The following is a 19,817-nucleotide window of genomic DNA, read 5'->3' on the forward strand; positions in this document are numbered from 1 at the left end:
TGAACATGAGTGACCTGACCCTGGCCCAGTGGCAACACAAGGCCGCCCATCTGACCCTGCCCTCGCAAGCCTTCATCGATGGCAGCTACCGGGATGCCATCAATGGCGCCACCTTCGACTGCATCAACCCGGCCAATGGCCAGCTGCTGACCAAGGTCGCCGCCTGCGACGCCGCCGATGCCGAGCTGGCGGTGCAAGCCGCCCGCGCCGCCTTCAGTGACAAACGCTGGAGCGGGCTGGCCCCGAAACAGCGCAAGCTGATCATGCAGCGCTTTGCCGAGCTGATGCGCCTCAACAAGGTGGAGCTGGCGCTGCTGGAGTCGCTGGACATGGGCAAGCCCATCGGCGATGCCATGGGATATGACGCCCCCGCCGCCGCCAACTGCATCGCCTGGAACGCCGAGGCCATCGACAAGATCTACGATCAGGTCGCCCCGGTGGAAGAGTCCGCGCTGGCGCTGGTGACCCGCGAGGCGCTCGGGGTGGTCGCCGCCATAGTGCCCTGGAACTTCCCGCTGGTGATGGCCTGCTGGAAGCTGGGCCCGGCGCTGGCCACCGGCAACTCCGTCATCCTCAAGCCCTCCGAGAAATCCCCCCTCACCGCCCTGCGCATCGCCGGGATCGCGAAAGAGGCGGGCATTCCGGATGGGGTATTCAACGTGCTGCCGGGCTTTGGCCATACGGTGGGCGAGGCGCTGGCCATGCACATGGACGTGGATTGCATCACCTTCACCGGCTCCACCCGCATCGGCAAACATCTGGTGGAGTGCTCCGGCAAGTCGAATCTCAAGCGCGCCTTTATGGAGTGTGGCGGCAAGAGCCCCAACATCATACTGGCGGACGCGCCGGATCTGGACGCCGCTGCCAAGAGTGCCGCTGGCGCCATCTTCTACAACCAGGGCGAGGTATGTACCGCCGCCTCCCGCCTGCTGGTGCAAAACAGCATCAAGCCGCAGTTCATGGAACGGCTGCTGGCCCATGCCCGCGAGTGGATCTCCGCCAACCCGCTCGATCCCGCCACCCGCATCGGCGCCATGGTCGATAGCGTCCAGATGGAGCAGGTGCTGCGCTATATCGAGATTGGCAAACAGGAAGGGGCCAAGCTGCTGCTGGGGGGCAAGCGCACCCATATCGAGAGCGGCGGCTTCTATGTCGAGCCCACGATTTTTGACGAGGTGACGCCCGAGATGCGCATCTTCCGAGAGGAGATCTTCGGCCCAGTGCTGGCGGTAACCGGCTTCGACACGCTGGAAGAAGCCATCGCCCTCGGCAACGACAGCGACTACGGTCTGGCCGCCGCGATCTGGACGGCGGATCTGAACAAGGCGATCAAGGGCTCCCGCGCCCTGCGCGCCGGAACCGTGTTCGTCAACAACTGGGATGGCGGCGACATGACAATGCCGTTCGGCGGTTTCAAGCAGTCCGGCAACGGCCGCGACAAGTCGCTGCACGCCCTGGAGAAGTACACCGAGCTGAAAAGCACCTGGATCCAGCTCGAATAGCATCAGAAATGACGCTCATCTAGCGAATTGGGGGAGAAATCCCCCTTTTTCATTTTTACCCTTTCATCGCCCGCCTCAATCGATATAATCATCAAATAGACAAGCCCTTAAATATAAAGATAAAAATGTTATTTTTTCTGGGAAGTGTAGTGTTTCTGGTGATAGGACTGCCGCTGCTGTTCTACATGCTGGGGCAAGGTGAGGCCTATGTGACCTGGGGTCCGTGGATCTCCGCCATCGCACTCATGCTGTGGTTGCTGCTGGACGTCGAGAAGATCCGTCGCGGCGGGGGCCGCTGAGCAGAGCAAACCGCCGTTAAAATCCGCTGATCACCATTTATTCACTTCTTTCCCTCCAAAAGGATCGCTACACTGATTTTTTGCGATGTTTTCCAGCATCCGACTCTCCAGTGAAGGTTATCCACATGCAGCAACAAGCTCAGCGTCAGGGCATCATCTATGCCTTGTGCGCCTATACCCTTTGGGGTCTGGCCCCCATCTACTTCAAGACCATCTCGGCCGTACCGGCCGCCGAAATCCTGACCCATCGCATGATCTGGTCCTGCGTCCTGCTGCTGGTGCTGACCCTGATCGGCCGTCAGTGGCACAAGGTGCAGGCGGTGCTGCGCCAGCCAAAAGTGCTGCTCACCCTGGCCTTCACCTCCATCACGGTCGGCGGCAACTGGCTGCTGTTCATCTGGGCCATCAACAACGGTCACATGCTGGATGCCAGCCTAGGCTATTACATCAATCCGCTGTTCAACGTGCTGCTCGGCATGCTGTTCCTGAGCGAGCAGCTGCGCCGCCTGCAGTGGTGGGCGGTGGGACTGGCGGTGATCGGGGTCGCCGTCCAGCTCATCGCCTTCGGCTCCCTGCCCTGGATAGCCCTGGTACTGGCGTCGAGCTTTGCCATCTATGGCCTGATCCGCAAGAAGCTGGCCCTCGATGCCCTCACGGGCCTGCTGATCGAGACCATGATCATGCTGCCGCCAGCCGCCATCTACCTGTGGGGATTTGCCGACAGTCCCACCAGCCATCTCACCGAAAATAACTGGCACCTCAACCTGCTGCTGATCGCCGCCGGTGCCGTCACCACGGCGCCCCTGCTCTGCTTCACCGCCGCCGCCACCCGGCTCAAGCTCTCCACCCTGGGTTTCTTCCAGTACATAGGCCCCAGCCTGATGTTCATACTGGCGGTCACCCTCTACGGGGAAGAGCTGGCGCTGGACAAGCTGATCACCTTCGGCTGCATCTGGAGTGCGCTTGTGCTGTTCAGCCTGGACGGACTGCGCAGCGGCAAGCGTCGCCGGGCTGCCAGTCAGGATTGACGGCATGACGCGTCGGCACTGCAATAATCTACAAGCCAATATTCGGGTTTCAGGTTATCAATAGTCGATGAGCGCTCCCCAATCCCGCATCCATTACTGGCAATCCCGGCTGCTGCCGGGGGTTGAACTCTCCCACTCCCACCACAGGGAGTTCAGCTATGGCCGCCACGTTCACCTGGACTATCACATAGGTCTGGTGCAGCAGGGCGGCCAGAAATTCATCCACAAGGGCAGCAGCCACAATCTGGTGCGCGGCGAGCTCTCCACCGTCAACCCGGACGAGATGCACGACGGCCTCAGCCTGCTGCCGGAAGGGTACGAGGTGCGGGTGTTCGCCATCGCCCCCGAGCAGCTGGCGCGCTGGCTACCGGACAGCCCCGAACCCTTCTTCGACAAGGGCTTGCAGAGCCGTCCCGACCTCTATCAGGGCTTCGCCCGGCTGCACATGTATCTGGACACCCCCCAGGCGGACGGCCTGCTGGCGGAGAGCCAGCTGCTGGGCCTGCTCGGCGAGCTGTTGCACATAGCGCCGGAGCGCCACGCCCTGGCGGATCCCCAGCTCAGATACCTGCGCGACTATCTGCTGGCCCGACTGGATGAGCGCCACAGCCTGGAGGATCTGGCCGCCCTGTTCGGGCTGGATCGCTTCGCCTTCCTGCGCCAGTTCAAGAAGAAGACCGGCATGACCCCCTACGCCTGGCTCAAGCGGTTGCGACTGGAGCAGGGCAAGCGCCTGCTCGGCAGCGGCCTGCCGGTGAGCGAGGTGGCGCTGGCGGTCGGCTTCTTCGATCAGAGCCACTTCCACCACGGTTTCCGGCAGGCCTTCGGGCTGACCCCCGCCGATTACCGCCAGCAGATGCAGTCTTTTACCAGCCAGCCCGGCTAGCCAGGGGCCATGACACGCCAGTCCGGCCGATAACCATCAACAGCTGCAATCTTTTACAATCGCCTCCCCGCCCTGATCCCCCATGCTGTCACCTCATACCGTCATCGAGGTTTTGCCATGTTCACCAGCCTGTTTCTGACCATAGGTCTCATCCATCTGATCGCCCTGGCGAGCCCTGGGCCGGACTTCGCGCTGATCCTGCGTACCAGCCTGCACAGGCCCACGGCCCTGGGGGCGGCGCTCGGCATAGCACTGGCCATCTTGCTGCACGCCACCCTCAGCCTGACCGGCATCAGCCTGCTGATCGCCGAACATCCCTGGCTCTTCATGGCGGTGAAGGTGGTCGGCGCCCTCTATCTGGGCTGGCTCGGCTGGGGGGCGCTCAAGGCCGCCTGGCACAGCTCGGCAACACTGGCGCTCAAGGCTGGCGGTGAGCAGCAAGGCTGGCGCAAGGGGATATGGAGCGGGCTTGCCACCAATCTGCTCAATCCCAAGGCGCTGCTGTTCTTCATGGGACTGCTGGCGGCCATGGTGACGCCGCAGGTGGACGGCCTGACGCGCGGCCTGCTGGTGCTGGAGCTGTTCCTGCTCTCTCTGGTCTGGTTCGGCGTGCTGGCCTGGAGCCTCTCCACCCCGCGGGCCCAACGCCTGCTTGGCCGGATCCAGCGTCCGCTCAATCTGGTCACGGGTCTGCTGTTCGGCGCCGTCAGCCTCTCCATCCTGACCGGCATGGCCGGCGAGGCCTATGCCCTGGTCCCGCACTGATCTCCTCCCGACCCCATGAAAAAGAGGGATGGCCTGAGCCATCCCTCTTTGCGTTCACACGGATAAAGGCCCGCATGACAGTCTGGTTCACACCGGGCACCACTGACTGTGGTGCCTGATGGCCAGGCTTATCCCGTCAGAACCACTGACCGTGGCGCTTGATGTAGATGGTCTTGATCGCCTGGGTCAGCCCCATGTAGGCCAGCATGGTGATCACCAGCCACATGAAGTACTTGGGCGCTTCCAATGTGATGAAGCCGAAGTGCTCCGCCAGCGGCGAGAACGGCAGGTAGCAGCCGATGGCGATGGCGATGGAGGTCGACAACAGCACCGGCAGGGTGGCCGTACTCTGCAGGAAGGGGATCTTGCGGGTTCGCAGCATGTGCACCACCAGAGTCTGGGAGACCAGCCCCTCGATGAACCAGCCCGAGTTCATGATGGCCTGGCCGTTGACCAGCGGATCCATGCTGCCGTTGGCGGTGGCATACATGGCGCCGGCTCCGAACACGAACCACATCAGGCAGAAGGTGCTGATGTCGAACACCGAGGAGGTCGGGCCGAGCCACAGCATGAAGCGCTTGATGTTGCTGGCTTCCCACTTGCGCGGACGCTTGAGGAACTCGGGATCCATCTTGTCCCAGGGCAGCAGCATCTGGGAGACGTCATACACCAGGTTCTGGATCAGCATCTGCATCGCCAGCATGGGCGCCCAGGGCAGCCAGGCGGAGGCGACCAACACCGAGAAGACGTTGCCGAAGTTGGAGCTGGCGGTCATGTTGAGGTACTTGAGGATGTTGCCGAAGGTCTCGCGTCCCTTGACCACCCCCTCTTCCAGCACCATCAGGCTCTTCTCCAGCAGGATGATGTCGGCCGTCTCCTTGGCGATGTCGGCGCCGCTGTCCACCGAGATCCCCACGTCCGCATCCCGCAGCGCCGGGGCGTCGTTGATGCCGTCACCGAGGAAACCGACCGTGTTGCCGTTGGCCTGCAACGCCTTCACCACCCGCGACTTCTGCAGCGGGGTGAGCTTGGCGAAGATGGTGGTGTGCTTGACGACTGTGCACAGGGCCACGTCGTCCATCACCTCTATGTCCTTGCCGAGCAGGGGCACCCCAGGGTTCAGCCCCACATCGCGACACACCTTGCTGGTGATGATGGGGTTGTCGCCGGTCAGCACCTTGACCGCCACGCCGTAGTCGTTCAGCGCACGTATGGCCGGAGCGGCCGAATCCTTGGGCGGATCGAAGAAGGTGAGGAAGCCGCGCACCACCAGCTTGACCTCGTCACTGGTGCGGTAGCTCTGCTTGCACTCAGTGGCCGGGATATCGCGGGTCGCCACTATCAGCACCCGATAACCGTCGGCGTTGTACTCCTCGCTGCGGCGCAGCAGGGCACGGCGCTCAATCTCATCCAGCTCGCGGATCTGCTTGCCGTCGTCGATGTGGCTGGAGACGGAGAGCATCTCCTCGACCGCCCCCTTGGAGACCATCAGCTGCTGGCCACTCTCATCCTGCACTATCACCGACAGGCGGCGGCGCACGAAGTCGAACGGCAGCTCATCCACCTTGCTGTAGCCAGCCGGCTTGCAGCCCGCCCCCAGCGCATCGGCGTGCTCGATCACGGCTATGTCCATCAGGTTCTTCATGCCGCTCTGGTGATGGCTGTTGAGCCAGGCCAGCTGCAGTATCCTGTCGTCCCGGCTGCCGCGCACGTCGTAGTGGTGCTCCAGGATGATCTTGTCCTGGGTCAGGGTGCCTGTCTTGTCGGTGCAGAGCACGTCCATGGCACCAAAGTTCTGCACCGAGTTGAGCCGCTTGACCACCACCTTGCGCTTGGCCATGGCCACGGCGCCCCGCGCCAGGTTGGCGGAGACTATCATGGGCAGCATCTCCGGGGTCAGCCCCACCGCCACCGCCAGCGCGAAGGTCAGCGCCGACATCCAGTCACCGCTGCTGACGCCGCTCAGCATGAAGACCACGGGCACCATCACCAGCATGAAGCGGATCAGCAGCCTGGTGACGCTGTTCACGCCGCGATCGAAGCTGGTTTCGATGCGCTTGTGGCTCACCACGTTGCGGGCCAGCGAACCGAAGTAGGTGTCACTGCCGGTTGCCACCACCACCGCCTTGGCGGTGCCGCTCACCACGTTGGTGCCCATGAAGCAGATGTTGGGCAGGTCGAGCAGGCCCACCTCCCCCGTGCTGCTGCCGTCCGCCGACTTCTCGGCCACGGCCCCCAGAGTGTCGTATTTCTCCACCGGCAGGGCCTCGCCGGTCAGCACCGCCTGACTGATGAAGAGATCGCGGGATTCGATCAGCTTGATGTCGGCCGGGATCATGTCCCCCGCCTGCAGGTGTACTATGTCACCGGCCACCAGATCGACCATCGCCACCTCCTTGCGCAGGGAGGGGGCTCCCGGCGAAGGGCGGCGCTGCACTGTGGCGGTGTTGCGCACCAGCGACTTGAGGGTTTCGGCCGCCTTGGCCGAGCGGTACTCCTGCCAGAAGCGGAGCAGGCCGCTCAGGCTGACCATGACGCCGAGGATGATCACCTTGACCCAATCCTCGTCACCCGGCTCGGCCATCAGCACGTCCATCACGTAGCTGACCAGTCCGAGCACGATCAGCACCATCACGAAGGGGTTCTTGAACGCCTGCATCAGCTGGATCAGCGGATGGGGCGGCTTGTCGTGGGTCACCTCGTTGGGGCCGAACTGGACCAGACGGTTGGCCGCCTCGGTCGAGGTCAGGCCATCGATATTGCCGCGCACGGCGGTGAGGGTGTACTCGAGAGACTTGTCGGCCTCGTCGAGCACCCGGGAGGAGAGCTTCTCATTGGCACGGCCCGGGGAAACGAATCCCTGCTGCTTGTGCCGGCTGGCGGTATGTTGTTGCTTCATAACTCTTTATCCTGATTTTCGCTTGCAGCAAGGCCCTGTCGCGGGCCAGGCCAGGCGTCAGTACTGATGTGAGACAGGCAATGGGCCCCCGGCTGGCGCAGGCGCGGCATGGCGCCGCCCGCAGGACATGCCGCCAGACGGCGTGTCTGTCGGGCAAGCTTGCCAGCAGGTAGGGGCTATCAGGGATCAGGACTCCGCATCCTGTTACCCGCAGGGGGATCAGGCGTGGGGAGGCGTGGACCCCGAGGGTCGAGGCTTGGGCTCTTCGGTCATACGATATCCTCCGAGTGGGGTGGGGAGAGTCGGGCGCGGCCACTGACAGCCAGATGCACTGTCGCTGGCGGGCATGACCCGCGGGTCTGCATTATCGGCGGATGAGTCCGGTGATCCCGCCACCAGGGCGGCATACACCCATAAAGGAAATAAGGGTAACGACAGCTTGAAATAACTGGATGCTGGGCAGGGAATAATATCAGTGATGCCGGGCGGGTGAAGATAACGGAGAAAACCGCACCCCATGGAAATATTACGGCGCAACCCTTGTCACGACCGGAATATATTGAGCAATCACGTTGATTATTTTATTTCGCAACCTGTCCTATCGAAAACGAACCCGTTTTCAATATGGTATTGTCCATCTTGTTATTTTACGCTCGATCACTTCCCGGCCACGGCACGGATCCGACGCTGTGGCGGCCCTGACGGGCAGCACCCGGGGCGCATGATGAAGCGTTCAATTGCAGGGGTCGCGAGGCGGCATGGCTCGCAGGTGAGCGGAACAATCCAGATTTACAACGGCAATCCCTGATGAAGGCCGGGATTAAGCGGTTGTGAGAGTCGAAGGTGACTCATATAGATGCTGCACTCTGAGCGATCAGAGTGAGGGGGAAGACAGGATATCAACCTCAGCTCTGGTAAGCCCACATCGCGATTTGCAATCGGCTACAACTGTCGCTTTCCATAATATCCTTCCATCTGTTGATAACACGCCGAGATTCTACCCAAAAGCATTCGATGGCGCAAAATTTAAATTCATCTTTTTCAATTTAATTAGTTTCACACTCGCCACATCATTATTTTCAGAGCCTGAAATAGATTCATCCTCATTTCGCCAGGGGTCCTTGCCAGGAATTGATCTGGATAGGGTTTTGCTTTCATTTTCCGCCACAGGCGCGGATCCGCGCTGGAATCGGACTCAATGTGGGAATAGGATGCACGGCTTCACTCACTCATGACGCACAGGAAACAACAACATGAATCGAAAATGGTCGCTCCCCATCGTGGCACTCGCGGGGGGAGCGTTACTCTGGCTCGGCAACACCTTTGGTATGAAATGGGCCCTGATGGCCCTGATCGGATTCGGCTTCGGCTTCACCCTCTCCTTCAGCCGCTTCGGCATCGTATTCGGTTGGCGCGAGATGCTGACCAAGCGCAACAGCTACTATGTGCGGGTTCACCTGCTCACCATCGCCATCGAAATCCTGCTGTTCACCTGCTTCCTCTCCTTTAGTCACGCCCTGTTTGGCGATGCCATGGTGGGCAACGTGATGGCCATCGGCATTCCCTTCATCGTCGGCGCCTTCCTGTTCGGCATCGGCATGCAGCTGGCGGGCGTCTGCGCCACCGGCACCCTCTACTGCTGCGGCGAGGGGCAACCCCGCTTCTGGCTGGTGCTGCTCTGCTACGGCATAGGCACCCTGATCAGCAACCAGTTCCGCCCCATGCTGGATGCCACCTTCTCCAGCCATGTGGTGCTGGCCAAGGATCTGACCGGCAATCTCTGGAGCGGCATGCTGCTCAACCTGGCGCTGGTCGCCGTGCTCTTCCTGCTGTTTCGCAAGAGCGAACTCAAGCGCACCGGCGAGCTCAAGCCCCTCTTCAGTGGTGGCAACCTGTTCTGGCGCGACGGCCGCTTCACCGTGCTGACCGGCGGCATCCTGATCGCCCTGCTCAACTCCAGCGTGGTGGCCCTGCACGGCTCGGCCTGGACCATCACGGGCGCCGTCTATGACATGGCGCTGCGTGGCGCCTCTTTGTTCGGCCTGTTCGAGGGGAACCCGAAACTGGCCCAGCCACTCTTCATCAACCCCATGGTCGGCATGTTCTGGCTCGGCATTTTGGGGGCCATGCTGGCGCGCTGCATCAGCGGTGGCGGCACCTTCGCCCCGATGCGGCTCGGCAACAGTCTGGCATCCATCCTAGGCGGCCTGCTGATGGGGATGGGCGCCATGTACAGCGCCTGCAACCTCGGTGGCTTCTTCGATGGCACTGCGTCGGGCAGCCTGCACGGCTGGGTCTGGATGCTGATGGCCCTGGCCGGCAGCCTGATCGGCATCCGCCTGCGGCCGCTGTTCAAGCTCTGACCTACTTTCCATTCATATCAACAACAACGGGGGCCTGGCCCCCGTTGTTGTTTTGGCAAACGCCCCATTCAAGGCAACCCCGGCATGGGACGTCAGGCTGGCACCATGCTCTCGATACGGTGGCGATGCAATCGCACCAGGGGACAACCAAAGTCCAGGTGATAGATGGAATGGCCCGCTTGCAGGGTCACTTCAGTAGCCTGACTGGCCTGAAAGTCTGGCGAGCGTTCGGCGAGCAGGGCCAGCCCCTGCTCGAAAAATTGCAGCATGGAGAGTCCCATACCGTGTTCCATGTTGCGAATGAAGTCACCATCAATGCTGGACTCATCGAACAGGACCAACTCGGCGTTGAAGCCCCGTGCCAGCATGGCTCGCGCCATGGCCAGTTTGGCCTCGGTGGGAGCGATGGGATCATGGATGGCGTGCACCATAAGACAGAAGGTGGCCGTCCCTCCTTGCTCCGCCATCTGATCGAGCTGGGAGGCACTGAAGGAGCGGATGATGAAGGCATCCACGTCAAACTCATGAGGGTGCCCGGCCACCATCCGCCAGGGAGAACACACGCACAATGCCAGTTCCACCCCGCCTTGCAGCGTGCACTGGTACTCCACCGCCCCTATATCCCGCCCCACCACATACGCCAGATTGGGTTCAGCCCAAGAGGAGTTGTCAAACAGCGCACGGGCGTAACCCGGGCGGAACTTGTTGACCAGCTGCGCCAGATAGCCGCCATAGGAGGATCCCACCAGTATCAGGTTGTCGCGATTGCCACTGTAGCGGCACATGGCATCTTCGATGGCGTTGAGAATATCGAGCGCCGCCATCACGCCAAAGTTCTGATAAGCACCGTCCGGTGGCGTGAGTAAACCCTGAAAACGCAGTGGCGCATCCGGCTGGAAACTATCCAGCGCACGCAATAGCGCGGTATCTGGCGTATCCAATGGCAACGCCAGCAGAGAGAGCGCACGCTCCCGCTCACCCGGCAGCAATGAAATGCCAGCCCCTACCGAAGGGCGCGATCGCATGCAGAAATAGTCGACGCACAGCGCCGCCATACCATGCTGCGTGGCGACTCTCTCGCAAAATACCTCGCTATAAGCACCCAGATCGCCACCAAATCCAGGGATATAGACCACCAGGCCGCTACCGGCCTGCTCGGCACAGTGGATCCGGTAGCGCACCAGGCGATCGCCGCATAGCCCCAATTCGACATCGGGATGACCGGCAACGCTGTGTTCGTAATAAGACATGATGTCGACCTTGTTGGAAGATGATGCAGCCTGCATCACCTCGACCATTCCAGTTGGGATCCTGGCTATCACGGCGCCATTCCCCGAAAGAACGGAGCATGCTGCATTGTCGGCGTCAATGGAATCTTATTTTCCTGGCTGTGCCTGAATTCACTGCGAGCGTCTCGATACCACGCTTACGCAAGACACGAGCGGGCCTCATCCCGCCAGAACCTCAACCCAGCGCCCTGATCAGCAGCAGGATCGCGAAGCCGGTGAACATCACGGCCGACATCCGGTTGATCCCCCTGGCGAAGCGCTCGCCATATCCCTGCATGCCCACCCAGCGAAACACCAGACAGTAGCCGCCGTGCACCACCAGCACCACGGCACTGAAGGTCAGCGCCAGCAGCATGCACTGGCCCAGCGCCCCCTGACGAAAATCGATGAACTGGGGAAACAGGCTGGTGAAGAAGATGATCGCCTTGGGATTGAGCAGGCTGATGAGCGCCCCCTTGGCGAAACTGCGGCCGCAATCCCGATCCGAACTGGCACCCACGACCGGGCTGACCGCGCGTTGACGCCAGGAGTTCACCCCCAGATAGAGCAGGTAGAGGGCGCCCCCCAGAGTGAGGATCTGCTGCCCCTCGGCCAGCCAGTGGGTAAACCAGAGCACCGCCAGCGAGGCCAGGGTCGCCACCATCAATATCCCCACCGCCACTCCGACAAAGCCGGCGATGGCGTGGCGGGTTCCCCGGGTCAGGGTGTTGCCTATGGTGTAGATCACCGCCGGGCCGGGACTGAGCACAGTCCCCACGGCGAGCAGCAGGTAGAGGGCGTAATATTCGAGGCTCATCACAGGGTATTCCATCGTCGTGCAAGTGCCGCCCAGTATATTGACAGCCTCTTCGCCAGCCAGACATAGTGGCGCTCGGCTTTATAAACCAGGAGTTTAGAGTGGATCGTCTGACCGCCATCGAGATCTTCGTCGAGGTCGCCCGCGCAGGCAGCTTCAGTGCCGTGGCGGAGCGATTCGAGATGACGCCGGCCATGATCGGCAAATACATCAAATGGCTGGAGGCCAGGGTGGGTTCCCGCCTGCTCAACCGCAACACCCGCTGCCAGAGCCTGACCGAGGCGGGCAGAGAGTACCTCGGCGGTTGCCAGAACCTGCTGCAACACTATCGGGAGCTGGAGCAGAACACCCGGGCCCACACGGGTCAGGCGGCAGGCAAGATCCGCATCAATGCCCCCATCACCTTCGGCAGCTATCGGCTGACCCCCTTGCTGTGTCGCTTCATGGCGCAGTACCCGCAGATCCGCATCGAACTGGATCTCTGCGATCGGCTGGTCGATGTGATCGGCGACGGCTTCGACCTCATCTTTCGGGTCGGCACTCCCAAGGATGCCGCCTACATAGCCCGCCCACTGACCAGTTCGGCCTCGGTCTTCTGTGCCTCGCCACACTACCTGCAACGCCACGGCACTCCGGTCGAACTTGCGGATCTGGCCCGTCACCGCTGCCTGGGTTTCACCCCCTGGCTGACGCAGTCGAGCCTGGCCGAGGAGTTTCCCCTCGAACATCTGCACCTGTGGGACAGCCAGTTCATCAGCAACCATGGCAGTGCCCTCAAGGTGGCGGCCCTGAATCATGCGGGCATAGTGCTGCAACCCAGGGCTCTGCTGAACCAGGAGCTGGCCAGCGGCGCCCTGCTGGAGATACTGCCGGATGCCCTGCCCGCCCCGCGCCCGGTCAACCTGCTCTATCCGGCCAGGGAGCCCATGCCGCTGCGCCTGCGGCTGCTGATCGACTACCTCAGCGACCACCGTCATGAGCTGGATCTGCCAGCCTGAGAGGCAGGCCAGACCGGGTTACTCCCCGCGCAGCGTCGCCTTGCGCAGATAGACATAGCCCTCGCCCGGGCTGCCCCAGCGCTGATGGGCCTCGTTGTCATAGGCCCGGTCCAGCAGCCTGACGCTGTCGGGGCCGATCCAGAGGTACTGCACCAGGGTACTGGCGCCGCCGAAATTGGTGGAGCAGCTGCCGACCTTGCTGTGGCCCGCGTACTCCCCCGAGGGTTGGCGGGTCAGCCAGATCTCGCAGCCCTGACGCAGGGAGAGCTGTTGCGGGGTGAGGGAGTTCAGCAGACTGGGGTCGCGCCAGGCCCCGGCGAAGTCGACGGCTCTGGGCATGGTCAATTCAGCCATCAGGATGCGGCCATCGGGGACGGGAGAGAAACGGTAGATACGCTGGCGAAACGGGCGCACCGCCCGCTCGGTCAGGAACTGCTCGGCATAGACCCAGCGAAAGCCCTTGTAGCCGGGCCAGATCTCCACCAGCCGCAGCTCGGCGCTGGTGAAACGGGTGTCATAACTGGCCTGCTCCCGGCTGGAGAACTCGCCGGTAAACCAGGAGAGCAGCGGTTCCATGCTGACCTGAGCCGTCGTCGCCCTGGCCGCTGACGGGCCGGTCGGGATGGCGACAAAGGGGGCGGGCGCCGCCCATACCAGGCAGGTGCAGAGCAGCCCGCACAGGGCCGCCATCAGCGTGACCATCGAATCCTTCCGAATCATTTTCATGGCGGCGATTATATGAGCGAATGGCCGCAATAACCGCAATCTTGATCAAATCCTTGCCGATCCATTGAAAAATCACAGTGTTAGCGAAAGGAAGTGACGGCAGCGCCGGGTTCCATGGCCCCGTCACCTGCCGGCGCAGGGGCAGGCCAGCTCACCCAGCCAGCGGCAAGCAAAGCCCCCTCCCCGATAACTTGGATGACGGCTGAACGGGCCACGGCCTCCTCTTGTGGGCGCTCTTTGAATCGGTTATTTCTCTTGCAACGCCTTGCGCATCGGATGCAAAGGTCATGCATATCAGGAGCAAAGATGAAGAGAGCCGTAATCGCAGGCATGGTGGCCATCCTGTTGGGTGGCTGCGCAGTGAAGAATCAGGTATCGCAGGGGTTGCAGGCGATCCCGCTGGCGGCCTTTCAACCAAGCGAAAGCAACGCCAACCAGCGCGTCTACAAGGAGCCCGGCGTGGATCTGCGCCAGTACCACCAGGTGCTGCTCGACCCGCTACAGTTCATCCGCCAGGAGAACGGCCACTGGTATCTGCTGACCGCCAACGAGCAGAACGACATCGGCCGCTACTACCACGCCACCTTCCAGCGCGAACTGGTCAGCCAGGGCGTGCAGATCGCCACCACCCCCGGCCCCGGCGTGATGCGGGTGCAGGCTGCCATCACCAACTTCGATCTGACCCGCCCCGACCCCAAACTGCGGGATCTGCTGCCCGCCAAGATCGCCATCAACGTCACCCGCGAAGTGATCGGCAAGGAGCCCTACCTGCTCAAGGTGGGCAGCATGGCCCAGTTGCTCGACTCCCAAAGCGGCAAGCTGCTGGTGCGGGTGATGGATGCCCGCGAGAGCCCGAACACGACTCACAAGGATTCGCCCATCACGGCCGACGAGATGGAGAAAATGATCGATCAGTGGGCCGCCAGCCGCGCCAAACAGCTGGCCGACAATCTGGGCCGCTAGTCCGGCTTGCCACATCCAGGCCCAGTGCGCCCAGCGGACGGGGCCGGTTATTTCCCCTTTCAGTGACAAGGAGTCGTCATGAACCGTCACCCCAGCATCAAACACTGGCGCGAGCTGCAAGAGCCGGAGCCGGGATCCTACCCAGGCAGTGAGGAGCGCATGTCGCGCGGCAGCGCTCTCGGCAGGCACTTTGGCTTCAGCCGCATCGGCATCCACCACGAGCTGGTCGAGCCCGGCCATCGCACCAGCTGGCCCCATGCCGAAGAGACTGAGGACGAGTTCGTCCACGTGCTGGAAGGGACGCCGGATGTCTGGCTCGATGGGGTGCTCCATCGGCTGCAACCGGGCGATTCGGTGGGTTTCAAGGCCGGTGACGGGCTGGCCCACACCTTTATCAACAACACGGATGAGCCGGTGCGGCTACTCTGCGTGGGGGACAGGGATCGCGCCGACAACCGCATCCACTACGCCCGGCACCCCGAGTACAACCGCCAGATCGGCAAGCGCCACTGGGACGAGGTGCCCGCCCGCGACATGGGCGATCACGACGGCCTGCCCGACCGGCTGCGCGAGAGTAACGGCCCCTTCTGATCCGGCGCTCATACCGGAATGACCCAGCGCTGGCGACTATCCTTGATGCGGATCTCAATCAGGAGGAGTTGACCATGACGACGGGAACAGTACGACTGCACAGGGTGCTCAAGGCGCCGCCGATGCGGGTCTATCGGGCCTTCATCGAGGCGGATGCGCTGGCCAAGTGGCTGCCGCCCCACGGCTTCACCTGCCGGGTGGCGCAGCTGGAGGCCAGGGTCGGCGGCCACTTCCGGATGGCGTTCACCAACTTCGGCACGGGCCACAGCCACGCCTTCGGCGGCGAGTACCTCGAGCTCGAACCCGGCAAGCACATTCGCTACACAGACAGCTTCGACGACCCCAACCTGCCGGGAGAGATGCGGGTGACCATCAGCCTGACCGGTGTGCTCTGCGGCACCGAGCTTGCCATAGAGCAGGCCGGGATCCCCGATATCATACCGGTGGAGATGTGCTATCTCGGCTGGCAGGAGTCCCTGACCCAGCTGGCCGCCCTGGTCGAACCCGAGATCCCGGGGGAGTAGCCGGGTACAGGCCCGAGCGGGTTGCGCGCGTCGGCCAGCCCAAAAAAGAGAGCCTGCCACCTAGCAGGCTCTCTTCATTCCGGCAACCCTGAGACTTATTGCAGGTTCAACCCGCCCAGATAGTCCCGCTTGCCGAGATCGACCCCGGCCCGGCGCAGCAGGGCGTAGGTCATGGTGAGGTGGAAATAGAAGTTGGGGATGGCGTACTCATGGACGCAGGTATGGCCATCCATCCCCTTGCCACCCGCCCAGTGGGGGACATAGCGACCGCTCTCGAACTGGCTGAAATCGGCATCCAGCTTGCTCTGCAAAAAGGCGATGGTCTTGGTGATATGGGCACGCAGATCCGCCATTGTCCTGGGCTCATCCCCCATCACGGGCTGCTCGCCATGGCTGGCGGTGGCGACACAGGCGCGGGCCGAATCGCAGCAGATCAGCACCTGTTTGCTGAGCGGCAGCATGTCGACGATCAGCCGATCGCCAAAGAAGTTCTCCACATTGAACTGCTTCGCCTCGGCATGGGCGGCAGCCTTGGCCAGGCACAGGTCGAGGTTGGTCAGCATCTTGATAAACTGGGCAGCAATATCACGGTTCATGGTGCATTCTCGGTTGGTTGAAGGCAGTTAAACGAGCCGCCCCACTATAGCGCATCCCCCCGCAGTATCACCCCCACCCCATAACCGCCGCGACAAGGTATGGCCATCGACAGGAAACTGCATATTGGGGCACCCATCTTTTACAAAGGCATATTGGGACACCCATCTTTCACTGATCACCAACTTGGCTACGGCTTACTCAGAAAGATGGGTGTCCTACACCATCTTGGGACACCCACCTTTTTGACAGCGCTTTACCTCTGTTCTTGACTGAAAGGGATATCGCAGGAGGTTGCCATGACCATTGCCCGTTCCCGTCAAATCAGTCTGCAAGATACGCCTTACTACCATGTGGTCAGTCGCTGCGTTCGGCGGGCCTTCTTGTGTGGTGAAGATGCCCATTCCGGCCAGAGTTACGAACACAGACGCCAGTGGGTGGTCGACAAGCTGAGCCAGCTGTCGCGACTGTTTGCCATCGGCGTCTGCGCCTATGCGGTGATGAACAATCACTACCACCTGGTGCTCAAGGTTGAGCCTGATAAGGCCACCAACTGGAACGAGCGGGAGATAGCCGAGCGTTGGGCAGCTCTGTTTCAGTGGCCCCTGCTGGTGCGGCGCTGGTATCAGGGGGAATCCCTGATTGAACCGGAACTCATGGTCGTACAACAGCTGATAGCCCAATGGCGTGAGCGGCTGCATTCCATCAGCTGGTTTGTTCGGCTGCTCAATGAAAACCTGGCCCGCCAGGCCAATCGGGAAGATGGTTGCAAGGGCCATTTCTGGGAAGGGCGCTTCAAAAGTCAGGCATTGCTCACCGAGTCAGCCCTGCTGGCCTGCATGGCCTACGTTGACCTCAATCCGATACGGGCAGCGATTGCCGACAGACCGGAAGAGAGCGATTACACCAGCATCAAACAGCGGCTCGCTGACCAACAACCCACAGTGCCATTGCCACCTCTGTTGCTGCCGTTCTCCAGCAGAAATGTCTCAGATGGCCTGCCCTACCTCTTTACCGACTATCTGGCGTTGGTCGACTGGACAGGACGAGCCATCAGAACCGACAAACGGGGCCATATTTCGGCTAACTTTGCCCCCATCCTGCAACGACTTGGCCTTGATACTGCGCAATGGTTGCGACAAGTGACGATGTTCCGGCGGCAAGGCATCAGAGCCGTGGGTGACAGGGAACATTGCCAGCTGTTCGCGCAGCACTGCGGCCAACGGCGATGTCACCAGCCGCCTCTTTGAATCGCGAGTCCCGCTTCATATCACACCCCGGCATGTCATCCGATGCCGGGCATGACGCATGCCTGAACAAGAGGCTTTAAAGGCCAGAACCGTTACCTTGTCGCTCCCGCTCCGGCCACCGAGCCAATCATCCCATCACCAGCTTGGCTACGGCTTACTCAAAAAGGTGGGTGTCCCAGATTTTTCCATCGAGCCAACCATCCATCACCCCATCACCAGCCTGGCTACGGCTTACTCAGAAAGGTGGGTGTCCCAGATTTTCATCCGTGATTGGCTATATAGCGGCAAGGCTATGCTTGGCTTTATCAAAGGAAGCGAGGGGAAGGCATGGCCAATTGGCGGCGGGCATGGTGGCCCGGCGGAACCTGGTTCTTTACCGTCAACCTGCTGGAGCGGCGCAACAACCGGTTGCTGGTGGAGCAGATCGACCTGCTGCGCCATAGCGTTGCCAAGGTGCAACAGGCTCACCCCTTCGCCATTCATGCCTGGGTGGTACTACCCGACCATCTCCACTGCATTCTCTCTTTGCCGGAAGGGGAGCGGGGCATCTGGCAGCGCCATTATTGGGAACACCTGATCCGGGATGAGCAGGATTACCGCCGCCATATGGATTACGTCCATATCAACCCGCTCAAACATGGTCATGTCACGCGGGTGGCCGATTGGCCGTATTCCACCTTCCATCGTTATGTGACGAGCGGCATCTATCCGCAGGATTGGTGCGGGTCGGTGAATGGGGGGATTGGAGTAGACCTTTCAATGCTGTTTCTTAGTGAATGATCGAAGAGACGATTGTCCGAATCCTCGAACATCAGAGTAGGAGTTCGATTTCGCGAACGTCCGATTACGCTTCGCTAATCGAACCTACGGCCCTAGGCATCAGCTTGCAATGTTACCTGTGGCGCGTTCCAGCAGGTGACTGGCTTCATTCGGGCTGGTAACATTTCAAGATATCATTTACTAACAAAAATGGCTTCAGATATCTCTTTTCATATTTTCAGATAACAGGGGTTTTTATGTCAATTTTCAGGGACTTTAAGACGATAGACCAAAAATTTGCATGGTCTTTTATAGGGGTAATGTTAGCAATTATATCTGGCTCTATCACAGTCTATTTAGAGTTCATAAAAGATAACAAACCTAATCTAAACTATATAATTACGGCTAACTCAAGCGTTCTTGATATAAAAGAAAAAATTGGTAACCTTGATGTACTATATAGAGGGAGCAGTCTCAACCAGGAGAAGAAAGACCTTAGAATTATTACATTCAAGGTGATAAATATAGGTGACAGCTCTATACTCTCTAATTTTTACGATCCTAATGACCCGATCGGTTTTAATGTTTTAAATGGAGATATTGCCGACAAACCATCACTAATTAATGCAAGTAACAAATACCTAAAAGAAAAGCTTGTTATAAAGCAGCACAATAACACAATAGAGTTCTCTAATGTTATTTTAGAAAGTAATGAGTATTTTGAGGTAAAAGTTCTTATATTGCATTCTATAGAAGAACATCCTGAGATTCAAAGTATTGGGAAAATTGCAGGTGTTAACAGCATAAACGTAACCATTAACGAACACCCAGCCGACGAACGTTCATTTCTAAATACTACATTTGGAGGCGGCTTAATGCATTCTGCGTTAAGAACGTTAGTGTATGGCTTTTTATTCCTTATTCTTATCATGTCAACATTGTTCATGATATTTAGCGCCGGAGAGTTTAAAAATAAACAGAAACGAAAGAAAATTGTAAACACATTTAAGGATTACGATAGTGTACAAATAAAAGAAGGTGATGATTACATATTTAATTTATATATCAAAGAAAATCAAAACGAACTAAGCACCATTTATAGCATAATGAAAAGCCCAAGTGTTTATTCAGACGTGGAATTAAGTAAAGTGTTTGTTCATGGCCGTATACAGAGGAAGACAATTCAAGAGTTAATAAACACCCTGATTGATCGAGAATTTCTTACACAAGATGGTACAGTATTAACTCCATCTCCAGAAAGATTACTTGTATTAGATACATTCATTAGCTATTTGAAGCGAAAAGGCGAATTTACGGAAATTCGTTACAGTCACGGCAGACCTAGAAGTAAAAACCTAAAACGGGTTGAAAGAAAAAGGCATAGTGGAGAGGTTAGTCAAGGGGACTCCCACCCTAAAGTGAGCGAACTGGGAGAATAACTGCTGCCACCATTACACAACCCCATAACACTATGGCAGCCTGTATCGATCGAGGTTGCCATCTAGCGTCGTCGACTAAATCTGCCCCGGCTCTGCTGACTGAGCTTGGTGCCGCAGGTATTTAAGGTCGCTCACACCTCGATCTG

General features: G+C 59.7%; 18 protein-coding genes. 13 read left to right on the top strand and 5 right to left on the bottom strand.

From position 1 onward, the window contains the following. Positions 1-5 precede the first annotated feature (5 nt). The 5 genes from AACW87_RS01375 (at position 6) to AACW87_RS01395 (ending at position 4,480) form a co-directional block, all read left to right on the top strand. Positions 6-1,502, top strand: coding sequence for an aldehyde dehydrogenase (locus tag AACW87_RS01375; RefSeq protein ID WP_241326364.1), 1,497 nt, complete (start codon positions 6-8; stop codon positions 1,500-1,502). A 149-nt stretch (positions 1,503-1,651) separates the two neighbouring features. Then, positions 1,652-1,801 (top strand): hypothetical protein, encoded by a 150-nt coding sequence (locus AACW87_RS01380; RefSeq protein ID WP_165576249.1) that lies wholly within the window; start codon positions 1,652-1,654, stop codon positions 1,799-1,801. Between the two features lie 125 nt (positions 1,802-1,926). Then, positions 1,927-2,829 (top strand): EamA family transporter RarD, encoded by a 903-nt coding sequence (gene rarD, locus AACW87_RS01385; protein ID WP_103472668.1) that lies wholly within the window; start codon positions 1,927-1,929, stop codon positions 2,827-2,829. Between the two features lie 67 nt (positions 2,830-2,896). Beyond that, positions 2,897-3,715: an AraC family transcriptional regulator gene (locus AACW87_RS01390; RefSeq protein WP_098981052.1), complete on the top strand. Its 819-nt coding sequence runs from the start codon at positions 2,897-2,899 to the stop codon at positions 3,713-3,715. A gap of 117 nt (positions 3,716-3,832) precedes the next feature. Beyond that, the gene (locus tag AACW87_RS01395) at positions 3,833-4,480 is read left to right on the top strand and encodes a LysE family translocator (protein ID WP_043141603.1); all 648 of its coding nucleotides are present in this window, start codon (positions 3,833-3,835) and stop codon (positions 4,478-4,480) included. Positions 4,481-4,616: 136 nt separating this feature from the next. Here the strand turns inward: AACW87_RS01395 and mgtA are convergent, their stop codons facing one another. Then, entirely contained in the window at positions 4,617-7,379 is a 2,763-nt protein-coding gene (gene mgtA, locus AACW87_RS01400) for a magnesium-translocating P-type ATPase (RefSeq protein ID WP_241326365.1), read from the bottom strand. Between the two features lie 1,253 nt (positions 7,380-8,632). On the opposite strand from mgtA, the gene AACW87_RS01405 reads away from it, so the two are divergent. Then, positions 8,633-9,742 carry a YeeE/YedE thiosulfate transporter family protein gene (locus AACW87_RS01405; RefSeq protein WP_241326366.1) on the top strand — a complete coding sequence of 370 codons (1,110 nt, stop codon included), beginning with the start codon at positions 8,633-8,635 and terminating at the stop codon, positions 9,740-9,742. Positions 9,743-9,834: 92 nt separating this feature from the next. Here the strand turns inward: AACW87_RS01405 and AACW87_RS01410 are convergent, their stop codons facing one another. Both AACW87_RS01410 and AACW87_RS01415 read right to left on the bottom strand, forming a co-directional pair. Next, a complete protein-coding gene (locus AACW87_RS01410; protein ID WP_241326367.1) occupies positions 9,835-11,040 on the bottom strand; it encodes a DUF2920 family protein in 1,206 nt (401 codons plus the stop codon). Positions 11,041-11,206: 166 nt separating this feature from the next. After that, positions 11,207-11,827 (bottom strand): LysE family translocator, encoded by a 621-nt coding sequence (locus AACW87_RS01415; protein ID WP_043141598.1) that lies wholly within the window; start codon positions 11,825-11,827, stop codon positions 11,207-11,209. 101 nt (positions 11,828-11,928) lie between these two features. Here AACW87_RS01415 and AACW87_RS01420 point away from each other — a divergent pair, with 101 nt between their 5' ends. Next, a complete protein-coding gene (locus AACW87_RS01420) occupies positions 11,929-12,825 on the top strand; it encodes a LysR family transcriptional regulator (protein ID WP_098981056.1) in 897 nt (298 codons plus the stop codon). Between the two features lie 18 nt (positions 12,826-12,843). Here the strand turns inward: AACW87_RS01420 and AACW87_RS01425 are convergent, their stop codons facing one another. Then, on the bottom strand, positions 12,844-13,527 hold the full coding sequence (locus AACW87_RS01425) for a chromophore lyase CpcT/CpeT (RefSeq protein ID WP_241326368.1): 684 nt from the start codon (positions 13,525-13,527) through the stop codon (positions 12,844-12,846). A gap of 330 nt (positions 13,528-13,857) precedes the next feature. On the opposite strand from AACW87_RS01425, the gene AACW87_RS01430 reads away from it, so the two are divergent. From AACW87_RS01430 to AACW87_RS01440, 3 genes are all read left to right on the top strand, one after another. Then, a complete protein-coding gene (locus AACW87_RS01430) occupies positions 13,858-14,514 on the top strand; it encodes a DUF3313 domain-containing protein (protein ID WP_241326369.1) in 657 nt (218 codons plus the stop codon). Between the two features lie 78 nt (positions 14,515-14,592). Then, the gene (locus AACW87_RS01435; RefSeq protein WP_241326370.1) at positions 14,593-15,105 is read left to right on the top strand and encodes a cupin domain-containing protein; all 513 of its coding nucleotides are present in this window, start codon (positions 14,593-14,595) and stop codon (positions 15,103-15,105) included. A 74-nt stretch (positions 15,106-15,179) separates the two neighbouring features. Beyond that, the gene (locus tag AACW87_RS01440) at positions 15,180-15,629 is read left to right on the top strand and encodes an SRPBCC family protein (RefSeq protein WP_241326371.1); all 450 of its coding nucleotides are present in this window, start codon (positions 15,180-15,182) and stop codon (positions 15,627-15,629) included. A 95-nt stretch (positions 15,630-15,724) separates the two neighbouring features. On the opposite strand, the gene AACW87_RS01445 is transcribed toward AACW87_RS01440, so the two are convergent. Next, on the bottom strand, positions 15,725-16,225 hold the full coding sequence (locus AACW87_RS01445; protein ID WP_098981061.1) for a DUF1993 domain-containing protein: 501 nt from the start codon (positions 16,223-16,225) through the stop codon (positions 15,725-15,727). Positions 16,226-16,522: 297 nt separating this feature from the next. Here AACW87_RS01445 and AACW87_RS01450 point away from each other — a divergent pair, with 297 nt between their 5' ends. The 3 genes from AACW87_RS01450 to AACW87_RS01460 all read left to right on the top strand — a co-directional run bounded on the left by AACW87_RS01450 (position 16,523) and on the right by AACW87_RS01460 (position 19,671). After that, positions 16,523-17,473, top strand: coding sequence for a transposase (locus AACW87_RS01450; protein WP_241326372.1), 951 nt, complete (start codon positions 16,523-16,525; stop codon positions 17,471-17,473). Between the two features lie 327 nt (positions 17,474-17,800). Further along, entirely contained in the window at positions 17,801-18,253 is a 453-nt protein-coding gene (locus AACW87_RS01455; RefSeq protein WP_241326373.1) for a transposase, read from the top strand. A 236-nt stretch (positions 18,254-18,489) separates the two neighbouring features. Beyond that, positions 18,490-19,671: a hypothetical protein gene (locus AACW87_RS01460; RefSeq protein WP_241326374.1), complete on the top strand. Its 1,182-nt coding sequence runs from the start codon at positions 18,490-18,492 to the stop codon at positions 19,669-19,671. Positions 19,672-19,817: the final 146 nt, after the last annotated feature.

This window comes from Aeromonas sp. MR7 (assembly GCF_963899385.1).
GTDB lineage: Bacteria > Pseudomonadota > Gammaproteobacteria > Enterobacterales > Aeromonadaceae > Aeromonas > Aeromonas bestiarum.

Excerpts from the sequence above, each read along its gene's own strand:
- AACW87_RS01375 (WP_241326364.1), top strand. The coding sequence starts at position 6 with ATGAGTGACCTGACCCTGGCCCAGTGGCAACACAAGGCCGCCCATCTG.
- AACW87_RS01410 (WP_241326367.1), bottom strand. The coding sequence starts at position 11,040 with ATGGTCGAGGTGATGCAGGCTGCATCATCTTCCAACAAGGTCGACATC.
- AACW87_RS01405 (WP_241326366.1), top strand. The coding sequence starts at position 8,633 with ATGAATCGAAAATGGTCGCTCCCCATCGTGGCACTCGCGGGGGGAGCG.
- AACW87_RS01455 (WP_241326373.1), top strand. The coding sequence starts at position 17,801 with ATGGCCAATTGGCGGCGGGCATGGTGGCCCGGCGGAACCTGGTTCTTT.
- AACW87_RS01460 (WP_241326374.1), top strand. The coding sequence starts at position 18,490 with ATGTCAATTTTCAGGGACTTTAAGACGATAGACCAAAAATTTGCATGG.
- AACW87_RS01440 (WP_241326371.1), top strand. The coding sequence starts at position 15,180 with ATGACGACGGGAACAGTACGACTGCACAGGGTGCTCAAGGCGCCGCCG.
- AACW87_RS01430 (WP_241326369.1), top strand. The coding sequence starts at position 13,858 with ATGAAGAGAGCCGTAATCGCAGGCATGGTGGCCATCCTGTTGGGTGGC.
- AACW87_RS01425 (WP_241326368.1), bottom strand. The coding sequence starts at position 13,527 with ATGGTCACGCTGATGGCGGCCCTGTGCGGGCTGCTCTGCACCTGCCTG.
- AACW87_RS01415 (WP_043141598.1), bottom strand. The coding sequence starts at position 11,827 with ATGAGCCTCGAATATTACGCCCTCTACCTGCTGCTCGCCGTGGGGACT.
- AACW87_RS01435 (WP_241326370.1), top strand. The coding sequence starts at position 14,593 with ATGAACCGTCACCCCAGCATCAAACACTGGCGCGAGCTGCAAGAGCCG.
- AACW87_RS01395 (WP_043141603.1), top strand. The coding sequence starts at position 3,833 with ATGTTCACCAGCCTGTTTCTGACCATAGGTCTCATCCATCTGATCGCC.
- AACW87_RS01390 (WP_098981052.1), top strand. The coding sequence starts at position 2,897 with ATGAGCGCTCCCCAATCCCGCATCCATTACTGGCAATCCCGGCTGCTG.
- AACW87_RS01450 (WP_241326372.1), top strand. The coding sequence starts at position 16,523 with ATGACCATTGCCCGTTCCCGTCAAATCAGTCTGCAAGATACGCCTTAC.
- AACW87_RS01445 (WP_098981061.1), bottom strand. The coding sequence starts at position 16,225 with ATGAACCGTGATATTGCTGCCCAGTTTATCAAGATGCTGACCAACCTC.
- mgtA (WP_241326365.1), bottom strand. The coding sequence starts at position 7,379 with ATGAAGCAACAACATACCGCCAGCCGGCACAAGCAGCAGGGATTCGTT.
- rarD (WP_103472668.1), top strand. The coding sequence starts at position 1,927 with ATGCAGCAACAAGCTCAGCGTCAGGGCATCATCTATGCCTTGTGCGCC.